This is a genomic window from Peptostreptococcus anaerobius 653-L (assembly GCF_000178095.1).
GTDB lineage: Bacteria > Bacillota > Clostridia > Peptostreptococcales > Peptostreptococcaceae > Peptostreptococcus > Peptostreptococcus anaerobius.
In genome coordinates this window covers 57817-73184 of sequence record NZ_ADJN01000057.1, presented here as the reverse complement: position 1 = coordinate 73184, position 15368 = coordinate 57817, and the positions used below count along the sequence as shown (strand labels likewise).

The following is a 15368-nucleotide window of genomic DNA, read 5'->3' as shown; positions in this document are numbered from 1 at the left end:
TGCATATTGTTCGCATAAAATAATAAAGACATTGTTCGTATAAAATAATAAAGACATTGTTCGTATAAAATAATAAAGACATTGTTCGTATAAAATAAGGAAGATATTGTTCGTATAAGATACTGGAGGTTGTTATGGATAGAAATTTTTACCTATGGTCCAAGCTAGCCCTAGGTATAGGATGTGTAGAGATGAAGAAATTGAGGGACTATTTGATGGAAAGTGGTCAAATTAATTTGGATGATAAAGGAGATATATCCTTGTTGAATAAAAATACCAGTCAAAACCTAAAGATAATAGATAGTATAATAAAGTCTCCATATATAGAAAAAAAGACAAGGACAAAGTACCAGTCAAGGCCTTATTCTCAAGACTACATGAGGGAAGCTATAGGGCAAATGAATAGGAGAAATATTGGTTTTGTAACTATAGATGATGACCTGTATCCAGCAGACCTGAGGCAAGTCTATGATCCACCCTATATACTTTTCTACCTAGGCGATATTGAGATTCTAAGGGATGCAGATCTGATGGCTGTTGTAGGCTCTAGAAAGGCAAGTGACTATGGCAAGGCTGCAACCAAAAAGATTGTGAGTGGTCTTGCCTCAAAAGGGATAATAATTGTAAGTGGAATGGCTACTGGAGTTGATTCCTACGCCCATATATACTGTATGGAGATGGGGACACCTACTGTTGCTGTCTTGGGTACTCCGATTGATCAAGTATATCCCAAAAAGAACCGTAAGCTTAGGGATGAAATCCTAGAAAAGGGTGGTCTCATACTATCAGAGTACAATTATGATTCTGTTACTAGGCCATCCAATTTTGCATATAGGAACCGTATAATCAGCGGTATGTCCAAAGGGGTATTGGTGTGTGAGGCTCAAAAAAAGAGCGGTACAATGATTACAGTTGAGACAGCCCTACAGGAGGGAAGGAATGTATATTCTGTGCCCGGTAGTATATTTTCTAGTCTGAGTCAGGGTTGTAACAAGTTGATCATAGATGGAGCAAAACCTATATGTGATTCAGAAGATATACTTGTTGATTTTCCTGGCCTATCTGATAGTATAGCAGGTGGCAAATTAAATAAAAAAGTGGACCCCAATATGCAGAAAATTGAAGAAAATGAAAAAAATATTGGTAAAAAATATAAAAATACTAGTAAAACTTGTTGTGTTTGTGATAATATAGTGACTGATGGTGTAAAGATAGATTTAAATTCAAACAAAGAAGGCCCTATAATAGATCTTTTAAGGCTTAATGGGGCTATGGATTTGGATCATATTCAGGACATGACAGGTTATGATGTAGCAACTATTATATCTATACTCAATAAGTTGTATCTTATTGGTCAAGTCGTTGAACTGGGTAATAATGTATATGCATTAACTGATAACAATTGAGTTATTGTGCAATCTTTTCACCTAACATATATTAAAAGATGGAGGTGTGCCTAGTGCCAAAGGCTTTAGTAATAGTTGAGTCTCCTGCAAAGGCCAAGACAATAGAAAAGTTTTTAGGAAAAAGCCACTATACAGTAAAGGCATCAGTAGGGCATGTTCGTGACCTGCCTAAGAGTAGACTAGGAGTGGACATTGAAAACAACTTTGAACCTGAATACATAAATATCAGGGGCAAGGGTGATGTTATAAAAGACCTAAAGAAGGAAGCAAAAAAGGCTTCAAAAGTATATCTTGCAACTGACCCCGATAGAGAAGGTGAGGCTATATCATGGCATCTATCTTATATTTTGGGGATAGACAATGATAGTGCGTGTAGGATAGAGTTCAACGAAATAACAAAAGATACTATAAAAAAATCAATAAAAATGCCGAGAAAAATCAACCATGATCTTGTTGATGCACAGCAGGCGAGAAGAGTTCTTGATAGACTCTTGGGATATCAGATAAGTCCTATACTATGGCAAAAGGTAAGACGTGGTCTTTCTGCTGGTAGAGTTCAGTCAGTAACAACAAAGCTCATATGCGATAGGGAAAAGGAGATAGAGGCCTTTGTACCAGAAGAATATTGGACTCTAGTCCTGGTATGTAACATAGATGGAACTATGGTTGAATTTAGTTTTTATGGAAATGAAAATGAAAAGCTAGACCTTAATGACAAGGAAACAGTAGACAATATCATAAGTGCCATAGAGTCACAAATGATAAAAATAATAAACATAGATACAAAGGTTAGAAAGAGAAGTGCAGTAAAGCCATTCACTACATCTCAGCTTCAGCAGGAAGCAGTTAATAGGCTTGGATTTACAACAAAGAAGGCAATGAAGATAGCCCAAGAACTATACGAAGGTGTAAATGTAGCTGGCGAAGGTGCAGTTGGTCTTATATCATACATAAGAACTGACTCACAGAGGTTGTCTGATGAGGCAAAAAATGCTGCAAAGTCGTTTATACTAGATGAATATGGGGAAAAATACTACTTAGGTGGCAAGGGAAAAACAAATTCAAAGAAAAATTCTCAGGATGCCCATGAAGCCATCAGACCTACACTTACTACGAGAACACCAGATTCTATAAAAGAGTCTCTTTCAAAAGACCAATATAAATTGTATGACCTAATTTGGAGAAGGTTTATAGCCAGTCAGATGGAAGATGCTGTATATGAATCCCTATCAATTGAAGCTGATATAGCTGGTTATAGGTTTAGGGCGACTGGATCAAAGCAGATCTTTGATGGGTATACAAGAGTATACAACTTCACTGATAGGGAGGATAAGATACTACCTCAGTTGAATGTAGGAGACCTATTAAAGATAGAAGATATAGATCCAAACCAGCACTTTACAAAGCCACCAGCAAGATTTACCGAAGCATCTCTTGTTAGGACACTTGAAGAACTAGGCATAGGAAGACCATCTACATATGCTCCAACTATAGGTACAATCCTAAACAGGGGATATGTCGAGAAGGAAGGTCAATCAATTAAGCCTACAGAGTTGGGTGTAATTGTAACAGATATATTGGAAGATAATTTTAAGATGCTTACTGATGTAGAGTTTACAGCCAAGATGGAGGATAGACTAGATGAGATAGCAGATGGTGGAGTGGTTTGGAAGGATGTAGTTGCCGAATCATATGCCCCACTTAGGGAATCAATCAAGGAAGCAATAGAAAATATAGAAAAAATTAATATGGATATAGAGACAGACGAGATATGCGAGAACTGCGGTGCCAACATGGTTATAAAGCATGGTAGGTTTGGTAAATTTATGGCGTGCAAGAACTATCCTGAATGTAAGACTACAAGACCGATACTTGAAAAAATCGGCGTAAAATGTCCTAAATGTGGTGATGGCGATATCATTGTTCGAAAGACAAAAAATGGTAGAGTCTTCTATGGATGCTCCAATTATCCAGACTGCGATTTTGTAGAGTGGAAGAAGCCTACAGGTGAAATATGTAAGGTATGTGGTTCACATATGATTGAGAAGGTCACAAAAAAGGAAACGACATCTGTCTGCTCTAATAAGGAATGTACGACAAACAAGTAATATATAGGGACCATAGCTGGACCTTAGTTTCCTAATACAGACAGTTCGCAATTATGTATTTTGTACAAAATTACGAAAATTTAAAAGATTGTAAAAAATCTTGAAAATTGACTTGAATTGTGTTAATATTTCATTGAATGGATTTATAATGATAGGTATATCTTTATAGATAATTGGGATTCTAAATATTTAGGTACTGTAGAATAATATAAATATATTAGGAGGAAAAGGAGTATGGCAAGTAGTTTATTAGAAAACACAAGAAGAATAAATAAGACGCTTCAGTCAACTGCTGGAACATCTGTGTCTTTTGATCAGTTGTCAAGTGCGTTAGGAAATGTCTTGAACTCAAATGTATATGTTGTAAGAAATAGAGGAAAGGTGTTGGGTTATTATCTGATAACACCTGAAGATAGTTCTGTACAGGTAGATGAGGAAAATACGAATATGTTCCCTAAGGAATATGCTGAAAATGTGTTGATGGTCTACGAAACAAAGGAAAATATGTCTAAAGAGGAAATTCTTAAGATATTCCCATTTGAACATGATAGACTTAACAAATACACTACATTAGTTCCAATTATGGGAAGTGGTGAGAGACTAGGAACATTGGTACTGTCTAGGTATGACGAACCTTTTACTGATGATGATCTAGTTATGGCAGAGTATTCAGCTACTGTAATAGGTATGGAGATACTAAGAGCTATCAGTGAAGAGATGGAAGAAAACATGAGAAAGAAGGCTGTAGTACAGATGGCTATAGGAACACTTTCTTATTCTGAACTTGAAGCAATTGAGCATATATTTGAAGAATTAAATGGAAATGAGGGACTTCTTGTTGCAAGTAAGATAGCTGACAAGGTTGGTATAACTCGTTCTGTAATTGTAAATGCCCTTAGAAAATTTGAAAGTGCTGGTGTAATAGAGTCAAGATCACTTGGTATGAAGGGTACACATATAAGAATACTTAATGACAAGCTTTTGGAAGAATTAAAGAACCACAGAGGTTAGTAACCGGTGGTCATAGTTATTGATAAATATTAGATTGTTTAAGGGTCGGTATGCTGGCAACCACTAAAGGTATGCTAGGCTGACCCTTTTTATATTGAAAGGAGGATTGTGATGCCGTTAGCTGATAAATATAGGCCTAAAAAGATTGAAGATATAGTAGGCCAGTCCCATATTGTAGGCAAGGGAAAGTTATTCAATAATATGTTAGAAAAAAATTACTATCCCAACATGATTTTTTTTGGTGGTCCAGGAATAGGAAAGACTACAGTAGCGGAGATACTAGCTAGTAGTGCAGACAAGTCTTTTTACAAGATTAATGCATCAAATTCGTCGCTCGAGGATATAAAAAAAGTCATTGGCCAGATTGGGAAGCTAGATAATTCAAATGGAATACTCCTGTATATAGACGAGATCCAAAGTTTTAACAAGAAACAACAACAGTCGATACTAGAGTTTATTGAAAAGGGAGATATAACCCTTATAGCTAGTACAACTGAAAATCCCTACCACTATGTCTACAAGGCCATATTAAGCCGTAGTGTGGTGATAGAGTTCAAGCCTATTAGTCAGGGTGATATAGTTGTAGGACTTAGGAGAATTGTAAATACCTACAATGGAAATAATATATCTCATCTCAAATGTGATGATGATTGTTTAAAGGTCATAGCCTCTGCATCAGGTGGAGATATGAGGTCTGCTATCAACGTACTTGAACTAGCTATTAATAATGCAATTCTTGATAGTGATTCAAATATTGTAATCGACCCTAGTGTCTTAGATTCCTTGAATTTAGCGACTGCTTATAATTTTGATATGGATGGAGATGTTCACTACAACCTACTTTCAGCCTTTCAAAAGTCTATAAGGGGTTCGGACCCTGATGCAGCTGTATACTACCTAGCAAGGTTGGTAAAGGGAGGAGACCTAATATCTATCTGCAGAAGGCTACTTGTAATCGCTTCTGAGGATGTGGGACTAGCATATCCCAATGCTATAGCAATTACCAAGGCCTGTGTCGATTCTGCTATGCAACTAGGCTTTCCTGAGGCCAGGATACCTCTTGCCCAAGCTGTTATACTGCTGGCAACGTCTCCAAAGTCCAACTCAGCCTACCTTGCAATTAATTCGGCCCTTTCTGATATAGATGATAAGGTAAGTGACGATATACCTGACCACCTAAAGGACTCTCACTATTCAGGGGCCAAAAAGTTGGGTCATGGTAGAGACTACTTATATCCCCATAATTATCCCAACCACTATATAGACCAAGATTACCTACCTGACAACCTATTGGGCAGGTGCTACTACGATCCACAGGACAATAAGTTTGAAAAAGGCATTAGGTCATATATGGATATATTAAGAGATAGTCTTAAAAAATAAAGCATTGACAAGACCAATTTATTATAATAATATGGTCTTAGGATCAATTCATACTAGAATACTAGGAATTGATTCGAGGAGAGGTGATATTTATGAAATTGTCAACAAAAGGTAAATATGGACTAAAGGCTATGTTTGAGCTGGCTCTTTCAAAGACAGGTGAACCAGTATCCCTAAAGCATATAGCCAAGCAACAAAATATATCTGACCAGTATTTGGAACAGATATTTTCAAGTCTAAAAAAAGCCAAATTGGTAAAAAGCGTAAGAGGTGCCCAGGGTGGTTATATGCTATCCAAGGATCCTAAAGAAATCACTGTAGCAGATATTCTAAAGGTTTTAGAGGGCGATATGGCATTTACTGATTGCTTGCTAGACAAGGATGCCTGTGAAAACTTCAATTCATGTGCTACAAAGTATGTATGGGCGAAAATAAAAGACAGTATAGAACAAGTAACAATGGCTATATCTCTTCAAGATATGGTGGATGATTATGAGTCGAACTTTAACTATAGGGATGACGACATCACTGGTATAATGAACAAGATATAGTGATAAAATTAGAGCCCAGTGCTCTTTTTTTATGACGAAAATGGATAATAAATTTATCGTTGGGTAATTAATTGACGAGAGGGAAAATTGATCAGAGAATATTGTTAAAAATATTATAATTGATCAAGGGTATTAAATGGCTATGACATGATTGAAAATAGTCAGTATAGGTAATTTTAAAAGACATGGAGGATATTTTGACTAAGAAGAAAGTATTGTTGGGTATGAGTGGTGGAGTAGACAGTTCAGTTGCTGCCTACCTACTTAAGAAAGAAGGATATGATGTTGTAGGTGTCAACATGAAGCTATGGGATAGACCAGATGAAAAGGACGTGGAAGATGCTATATCTGTCTGTGAAAAATTGGATATTCCTTTCCATGTAATAGACCTACAAAAAGAGTTCAAGGGTAAGGTAATTGAGAATTTTATTAAGGAATATGAGGCTGGACACACTCCAAACCCATGTGTATTCTGTAATAAAAATATAAAATTTGGTGACCTATTCAAAAAGGCAGAGGAGCTAGGATGCGATTATATTGCTACTGGCCACTATGCACTGATTGAGTATAACGAAGAAAAGGGCATATATGAACTTAAAAAGGCATCCAATTCAAACAAGGACCAGACCTATGTAATGTACAACCTATCTCAGGAGAAGTTATCAAAGATTCTCTTCCCAATAGGCAAGTACAACAAGGACCAGATAAGAGAGATGGCAAAAGAGATAGGCCTAAAGGTCTATAACAAGCCTGATAGCCAGGATATCTGTTTTATACCTGATAATAACTATGAAAGATTTTTGAAGGAAAAGACTAATATACGGGTCAATGAAGGAATATTTGTTGACAAGGACGGCAATAAGCTGGGTGACCACAAGGGTATAATATCATATACTATAGGTCAGAGAAAGGGATTGGGTATGACCTTTGGCAAGCCTACATATGTTATTGATATAAATGCCAAGGACAACACTATAGTCTTAGGAGATAACGAAGACTTATTCAAGACTGAGCTAGTAGCCAAGGATGCCAACTTCATACCGTTTGATATAGAGACACTGGATGGGACTAGGAAGTTTGATGCCAAGATCAGGTATTCATCAAGCCTATCAAAGGCAAGTGTCACATACCTAGGCGACAATAGGATAAGAGTTGTATTTGATCAGGCTCAAAGGGCTATAACAAGAGGTCAGAGCGTTGTATTCTATGATGGAGACTGCCTAGTTGGTGGTGGAATTATAGAATGGTAGTAGAAATTATCACGAGTGATAATTTCTACGCTCCACATGTTAACTTATGTCAATAAGATTGTAAAAAGGCTTGATTAATGGTAGAAAATGAGTTAATATATTTATATATTAAATGACGATGAAGAGAAGTAGTAGATTATTCTGATTCTAATAGAGAGGGGCAGATGGTGGAAGTGTCCTAGATAGGTTTTTCGAAGCAGTCTTTGAGTCTTTTGGTGGAAACTAAGTATACCAAAACGTATTGCTGCGTTAAAGCATTGAGATGTCCGTCTAAGGATGAATCAGGGTGGTACCGCGAATATTTGCTCGCCCCTGCATATGCAGGAGCGGGCTTTTTTATTATTGCTCTATAGTTGACTCTTGTTAATAGGCTTTTATGTATTTATCTTTGTTAACTGGTTTGCTAGAGAGTATCTTAATTGATATGGAGGAATTATATATGGAAAAAATGGGTTTAAATGAGATAAGGAAAAACTTTACTGAGTTTTTTAGAAGCAAGGGACATTATATTGCCAAGTCACATTCGCTAGTTCCTAGCAACGACAAGTCGCTTCTACTAATTAACTCAGGTATGGCGCCTTTAAAGAATTATTTTTCAGGTGTAGAAACACCACCAAAGGAGAGGATGTCTACAGTTCAAAAGTGTATCAGAACAGGTGATATAGAAAATGTTGGTGTAACAGCTAGACACGCTACTTTCTTTGAGATGATGGGTAACTTCTCATTTGGTGACTACTTCAAGAAGGATGCTATAACTTGGGCATGGGAGTTTATAACTCAGTGGCTAAAATTACCTGAAGAAAAAATATGGGTGACTGTATACGAAAGTGATGACGAAGCATACGACCTATGGAAGAATATGATAGGCTTTCCTGAGGAGAGAATAGTTAGACTAGGTAAGGATGACAACTTCTGGGAGATAGGTCTTGGACCTTGTGGACCATGTTCAGAAATATACTTTGACAAGGGTGAAAAGTATGGCTGTGGTTGTGAAGATTGTAAGCCAGGTTGTGACTGTGACAGGTTCCTTGAATTCTGGAACCTAGTATTTACTCAGTTTGATAGACAGGAAGACGGTAGCTATGGCGACCTTGAAAACAAGAACATAGATACAGGTATGGGTCTTGAGAGAATGGCTTGTGTAATGCAGGATGTAGATACTATATTTGAGGTTGATACAATTCAGGAAGTCCTACAGAATGTATGTAAGATAGCAGGTAAGACTTATGGAAATGATCCTAAAAACGACAAGTCTATAAGGATAATAACAGACCATATCAGGTCAGTATCATTCATGGTAGCTGATGGTATACTTCCATCAAACGAAGGTAGGGGTTATGTACTTAGAAGACTTCTTAGAAGGGCTGCAAGACATGGTAAGCTACTAGGTATAGAGGGTGGATTCCTAAATGACCTTGTAGATGTTGTAATCAAGACTAGTGGTGAGGCTTATCCTGAACTAGTTGAAAAGGAAGCCTACATCAAGAAGGTAATAGGTATAGAAGAAGAAAAGTTTGCTGAAGCCTTACACCAGGGTCTTGAAATACTAAAGTCTTATACAGAAGAGACTAAGGATGCAGGCAAGACTCATATATCTGGTGAGATGGCATTTAAGCTATATGATACATACGGATTCCCACTAGACCTTACAATGGAAATCCTTGAAGATGAGGGCATGACAGTTGATGAAGAAGGTTTTGAAGCTGAAATGCAGGCTCAGAAGGACAGGGCTAGAGCTGCCAGAGGTAATAGAGAGGGAGATGCTTGGAAGGAAGACCCTCTTACAAGATTAGAGGATGCATCTTCTGAATTTGATGGATACAAGAACTTGAAGATGGATTCAAAAGTAAAGGCTATAGTTGCTGACAATGAACTTGTTGACTCAATCGAAGAGGGCTGTGAGGCTGAATTAATACTTGATACAACTACTTTCTATCCAAACGGTGGTGGTCAGGTAGGTGACAAGGGTACTATAGAGTCTGATATAGGTGTATTTGAAGTTGTAGATACTATCAAGGGTGCCAACTCATCAATCAAGCATATAGGTAGACTTGTAAGTGGATCACTAAAGCTAGGCGATTTGGTAGCTACAAGTGTAAATAAGGAGCTAAGAATGGATGCTGCTAGAAACCACTCTGCAACTCACTTATTACACAAGGCCCTAAAGACTGTACTTGGTGAGCATGTAAACCAGGCTGGTTCATTGGTTGCTCCAGACAGGTTGAGATTTGACTTTACTCATTTTGAGTCTATAACTAAGGACCAATTGCTAGAAATAGAAGAGATGGTAAATGACTTTGTACTTGAATCAATGCCTATAACAGCAGAGGTAATGAATATAAATGCTGCTAAGGAAATGGGTGCTACAGCCCTGTTTGGTGAAAAATACGGAGAAAATGTAAGGGTTGTTACAATGGGAGACTGCTCTATAGAATTATGTGGTGGTACTCACCTTGACAACACAGCCCAGGTAGGTCTATTTAAGATAGTATCTGAATCAGGTGTAGCTGCTGGTGTTAGAAGAATTGAGGCTATCACAGGACGTAGTGTATACCAGTCAATAAAGGATACAGATAGGTTAGTTGCAAGTGTTGTAGACATCCTAAAGACTAGGGAAGACAACCTATTTGAAAGAGCTAAGACAATAGTAGAAGAAAACAAGGCTCTTGAAAAAGAGTTACAGGCGATAAAGGCTAAGATGTCTATGGAAAATGCTGACTCTGTACTTGATTCTAAGATAGAGATCAAGGGTGTAAACCTTATAACTAACAGGTATGAAGGAATGGATATGGATACCCTAAGACAGGCTGCAGACCAGCTAAGAGACAAGCTAGAGTCTGGTGTAGTTGTCCTTGCCAACGTAACAGATGGTAAGATAAATATAGTTGCTACAGCTAGCAAGGAAGCAATAGACAAGGGTGCCCATGCTGGTAATATAGTAAGAGAGGTAGCCAAGATAGCAGGAGGAAAGGGTGGAGGTAGACCTAACATGGCCCAGGCCGGTGCTAGTGATATTTCTAAGCTTGATGAAGCCCTTTCTGCTGCTAAGGAAATAGTTGAAGGACAGATTAAATAGAATAGTTAAATATTTAGGATATTGTTTTATAGAGTTTAGCCCCTGGAATCCAGGGGCTAAATTAAGATATAAGGTTTGAAAGAGAGGTAGTAGATGGGAGTAGAAATATCTATCCTTAATTTTATACAAAATTACAGGTCGCCAATTGCTGATACCTTAATGGTTCTTATGACTAGACTTGGAGATATGGGTCTTATATGGCTTGTTATTAGTCTTGTTTTACTTGCTATACCTAAGACTAGAAAATTGGGGATTTATCTTGTACTAGCATTGATTATAAATTTTATCATAGCAAATTTGATCCTAAAACCACTTGTAGCTAGGGTGAGGCCCTTTGACGTTAATAAACTGATAAAATTATTGATTTCAAGTCCAAGGGATTATTCTTTTCCATCTGGTCACACATCGGCAAGTTTTACAATAGTCTTTGCCCTGTTTTTTTCAAAAACTAAAAGACTTGAGGGATCAAATGACAAGTTCTTGATGGGAGATGCTAGACTTTCTAAAATTATTGATATACTATTTGTTATTTGCCTTGTATTTGCAAGTCTAATAGCCTTTTCTAGACTATATTTATACGTTCACTATCCAACCGACGTATTGGGTGGAATTGGTGTAGGTTTATTGTCTTCATATTTTGCCTATAAACTTGCTAAAATTTATTATTTAAGGTAAAATCATTGTAAGTGGCATACAATTACAGTGGGTGAGTGATTTTAATAGCCATAATTACAAGAACAATTAAAAATAATAATTCATTAGGAGGGATTTTTATGGATAAAAATTTAGGATACACAATGAAATTTGAGGGTTTGTCCGATGAAAAAATGGATGTTGCAGAAACTATCAATTATGTTTATGATTCTTTGATAGAAAAGGGCTACAATCCTGTAAACCAGATAATAGGATACCTGCTATCTGGAGATTCTAGCTATATCACTAGCTACAATAATGCAAGGGCTGCTATTAAGTCTTTTGAAAGAGATGAGATACTAGAAGAAATTATTAAAAAATATTTGAATGTTGAGGAGTAATAAGGAATGATTAAGAAGATTTCATCACTTATGCTCACCCTGATTCTATTGGTGACTTTTGCGACACCTGCACTTGCCAGTCAGGTCAAATCCGATAAGATGGAACTTGCTACTGAGATGCCTATAGAAAAGGGAGAGGTTGATCCAAGCGCTGACAACAATACAGCCAAAAACAAGGGCAAGGTTATAGTGATAGATATGAATAGGGTTAACATGGACAATATGTCTAGGTTTAAGAGTATAAGTGGCCTAATTGACAAGTCTGCCTTTATAGGTCAGATGAATATTAGGGGAGACAAGGGATATGATGATAGGAGAAACTATGCTAGTATTGGCTCTACAGGTAGGGTAAATATACTGCCTGAGACAAGGATCAGTTTTGAAAAATCTACAGAAGACCAGAAAAAGATCTACCAAGCTGCTACTGGAACAAAGGCCCTAAACATCAACCTGGATAATATCAATTTTATTGATTTTTACAATCAAAATAAGGGAGAGTACAAGTCTAGTATAGGATACTTGGGTCAGACCCTATCTTCAAATGGCAAAAAGATAGGTGTCTTAGGTAATAGTGACTACTATGACTCTACGGGTCAGTTTGTCAAGAATAGGGATTTTTGCCTTGCTGTTATGGACAGTAGGGGTAGGATACATGATGGTGTCCTTGATGGGATAAACAAGAAAAAAACCAACTTCCCTTATGGAATAGGAACTGACTACAAGAAATTAAGAGAAGAAACAAAGAGGCTTTATGAGTCATCTGACCTACTTTTTGTTGAGCTAGGGGATACATTTAGACTTGATGAATACAAGGAAAACTTAAATAAGAATACCTATGCTAAGATGAAAAGAATGGTATACTCAGAGGCCAACAAGTACATAGCAAGTACTCTAAAGATGGCTGGTGACAATGATACTATATATATAATAGGGTCATTCCCAAGTAGGCTAGACTACAAGAACAACAGGAGACTGGCACCAGTTATCAGGATAGACAAGTCTGAAAAGGGTTCAGGTCTTTTGGAGACATCGACAACTAGGCGTAAGGGAGTAATAGCCAATATAGACCTTGGTGTTGATATACTAAATAGGTTTGGACTAAAGAACAAATTTATGAATGGTAGGGTAATCAAGTCAGTCCCTATGGAAAATTCTTTTGAATACCTACAAAAAGACTACAAGAAGATTATAGCCATATCTTCAATAAGAATGTCTATAATAAACATCTACGTAACTATAATAGTGGCATCTTGGATTATATGTGCCCTAGCCCTATGGAAGAAGGAAAAGATACCTCAGAAGCATAGGGGTAAGGTCTTAAATGTTCTAAAGGAATTTGTCAAGCTTGGTCTAATAATGCCACTTGCATTTTTGACAGCACCTATATTGCAGGCCAGGACAGAACCTGGAGTTGCTCTTTCCATAATAGCTGCAACCATAGTATATTATTTGGCTGGTAGGGTCTTGTTCAAGAATGACGATATGAAGCAGATATGCCTATTCGCAAGTGCCATGATAGCTATTATTGTGGTTGATTCAGCCCTTTATACACCGCTTATGGAGAGTAATATCATGAGTTATGATCCTATGATAGGGGCTAGATATTACGGTATAGGTAACGAATATGAAGGTGTCACAATAGGTAGTGCAATTATTGCCTTTGCCATACTTTTGGAACACAAGTCTATCAAAAGATGGATGGTTGTACCATTTTTACTGCTAGTCCTATTTACATCAGCCTATCCAGCTATGGGGGCCAATGTCGGTGGAGCTATATCAGAGTGTGTAGCCTATATAGTATTTATTCTGCTGATATACGATATCAAGATAGACTTTAAAAAGGCCTTTATGATATTATTGGCTACTGGTGGTCTTGTTGTAGCCTTTGCTATAGCAGATATCGCCCTTGGTCTTGGATCCCACCTAGGCAATTTCGTCAACCAGATACTTGCCAACGGACCTATGGAAATAGTCAATGTATTTGCTAGAAAGATAGAGATGAATGTAAAACTTGCTCAGACTACAGTTTGGGTCAATATTTTACTAGCTGGTCTTGCTATACTTGCCCTTATAATATTCAGGCCAAATAAGAACTTTGCGGCTATGAAGGCAAAGTATCCTCTTATTTATAAGGGCTACCTATCTATAATGGTTGGATGTATAGTTACACTTTTTGTAAATGATTCAGGTATAATATCGTCAGCTACTGATTCGATATACTTACTGATACCAATTATTATAATAATGATAAATGAAAAGATGAGTATAGAAAATGTAAATAAGGAGAAAATATGCTAATTGGAAGAATAATGGGCCTTGATATAGGTAATAATACTATTGGAGTTGCTGTAAGCGACCTGATGGGTATGACAGCTCAGGGTATTACAACTATAAAGAGAGAGAGCAAGAAAAAGGATATAGAGGCTATAAAAGATATTATAAAGGAACAGAATGTAAACCTAATAGTGTCTGGCCTACCTAAGAATATGAATGGAACTGTAGGGCCACAAGCTGAAAAGGTAATGAAGTTTTGTGAACTAATCAAAGAAGAGACTAAACTTGAGGTAGAATTTTGGGATGAAAGACTTACAACTGTATCTGCTGAAAAAATGTTGATCAGTGGAGATGTAAGTAGAAAAAACAGAAAAAAAGTTATAGATAAACTGGCTGCAGTACTTATACTCCAGAATTATCTAGATTTTAAAAAGTTCTAAATATATATAGTAAAAACATGAAAGAAATATTTAATATTTTCAGTTGTTTATGAGAATAATTTTTTGGGATAACAAGTATATACCTACTTGAAATATATTTTCAAACAAAATTAATACATTCATATATTTAACTATATTAAGAAAAAATTAATAATTATTATAAGACCCCTTGGAATCATTGCCAAGGGGTTTTAAAAAATGTATTGACAGATATCTGTATTTACTATAATATATTAATTAATAACATTATCAATTGAAAGTTAGGAGGTAAATAAATGGAAAACACAATGGAGATACTTAAAGAAAAACTTAAAGCAACTGGCTTTAAAATAACGCCACAAAGAAGAGCTATAATTGAAGTTTTAATACAGAATGAAAAATCACACCTTAGCAGTGAAGAAATATATGATAAGGTAAGGGTAAATTGCCCAGAAATAGGTCTAGCAACAGTTTATAGAACTATGCAGTTACTAGATGAAATAAATGGTATATCAAAGTTGAACTTGGATGATGGTTGTATTAGATATGAAATAAATATTGAAGGTGAAGATGCTCACCACCACCACCACCTAATCTGTAATGATTGTGGTGCTATTATAGAGGTTAGAGAAGACTTACTAGATGCTATAGAATCTCAGGTAGAAGAAAAGTATGGATTTGTAGTTCAAAACCATGACCTAAAGTTCTATGGAAAATGTCAGGTTTGTAAGAACAAGCCAGAAGCAGAGTAAACTTAGTGTATTTTAATATTTTCTTTAATATTATTATAGAAAATTTAAGTGAATCCACAGAAAAAAATAGAAAATTATAAATGGATTATTCCCTCCAATTATTT

General features: G+C 36.5%; 12 protein-coding genes and 1 other annotated feature. All 12 genes read left to right on the top strand.

Annotated features, from left to right (window positions below; translation table 11 throughout):
- Window positions 1–134 precede the first annotated feature (134 nt).
- On the top strand, window positions 135–1406 hold the full coding sequence (dprA, locus tag HMPREF0631_RS06875; protein WP_002844032.1) for a DNA-processing protein DprA: 1272 nt from the start codon (window positions 135–137) through the stop codon (window positions 1404–1406).
- 53 nt (window positions 1407–1459) lie between these two features.
- Complete coding sequence (gene topA / locus HMPREF0631_RS06870) at window positions 1460–3514, top strand: type I DNA topoisomerase (RefSeq protein ID WP_002844064.1); 2055 nt, start codon at window positions 1460–1462, stop codon at window positions 3512–3514.
- 234 nt (window positions 3515–3748) lie between these two features.
- Window positions 3749–4525 carry a GTP-sensing pleiotropic transcriptional regulator CodY gene (gene codY, locus HMPREF0631_RS06865; protein ID WP_002844056.1) on the top strand — a complete coding sequence of 259 codons (777 nt, stop codon included), beginning with the start codon at window positions 3749–3751 and terminating at the stop codon, window positions 4523–4525.
- Window positions 4526–4636: 111 nt separating this feature from the next.
- The gene (locus tag HMPREF0631_RS06860; RefSeq protein WP_002844091.1) at window positions 4637–5908 is read left to right on the top strand and encodes a replication-associated recombination protein A; all 1272 of its coding nucleotides are present in this window, start codon (window positions 4637–4639) and stop codon (window positions 5906–5908) included.
- 92 nt (window positions 5909–6000) lie between these two features.
- Window positions 6001–6459: an RrF2 family transcriptional regulator gene (locus HMPREF0631_RS06855; protein WP_002844070.1), complete on the top strand. Its 459-nt coding sequence runs from the start codon at window positions 6001–6003 to the stop codon at window positions 6457–6459.
- 185 nt (window positions 6460–6644) lie between these two features.
- Window positions 6645–7709, top strand: a complete 1065-nt coding sequence (mnmA, locus tag HMPREF0631_RS06850; protein ID WP_002846268.1) for a tRNA 2-thiouridine(34) synthase MnmA — start codon at window positions 6645–6647, stop codon at window positions 7707–7709.
- 109 nt (window positions 7710–7818) lie between these two features.
- Window positions 7819–8026: a binding site (T-box leader), on the top strand.
- A 122-nt stretch (window positions 8027–8148) separates the two neighbouring features.
- Window positions 8149–10785, top strand: a complete 2637-nt coding sequence (alaS, locus tag HMPREF0631_RS06845) for an alanine--tRNA ligase (RefSeq protein ID WP_002844088.1) — start codon at window positions 8149–8151, stop codon at window positions 10783–10785.
- A 93-nt stretch (window positions 10786–10878) separates the two neighbouring features.
- On the top strand, window positions 10879–11460 hold the full coding sequence (locus HMPREF0631_RS06840; RefSeq protein WP_002844113.1) for a phosphatase PAP2 family protein: 582 nt from the start codon (window positions 10879–10881) through the stop codon (window positions 11458–11460).
- A 98-nt stretch (window positions 11461–11558) separates the two neighbouring features.
- Window positions 11559–11819 carry an IreB family regulatory phosphoprotein gene (locus tag HMPREF0631_RS06835; RefSeq protein ID WP_002844039.1) on the top strand — a complete coding sequence of 87 codons (261 nt, stop codon included), beginning with the start codon at window positions 11559–11561 and terminating at the stop codon, window positions 11817–11819.
- 6 nt (window positions 11820–11825) lie between these two features.
- Entirely contained in the window at window positions 11826–14117 is a 2292-nt protein-coding gene (locus HMPREF0631_RS06830) for a hypothetical protein (protein WP_002844083.1), read from the top strand.
- On the top strand, window positions 14111–14533 hold the full coding sequence (gene ruvX, locus HMPREF0631_RS06825) for a Holliday junction resolvase RuvX (RefSeq protein ID WP_002844063.1): 423 nt from the start codon (window positions 14111–14113) through the stop codon (window positions 14531–14533). Before HMPREF0631_RS06830 ends, ruvX begins: the two co-directional genes overlap by 7 nt.
- A gap of 275 nt (window positions 14534–14808) precedes the next feature.
- Window positions 14809–15264, top strand: a complete 456-nt coding sequence (locus HMPREF0631_RS06820; protein WP_002844106.1) for a Fur family transcriptional regulator — start codon at window positions 14809–14811, stop codon at window positions 15262–15264.
- The last annotated feature ends 104 nt before the right edge of the window (window positions 15265–15368 follow it).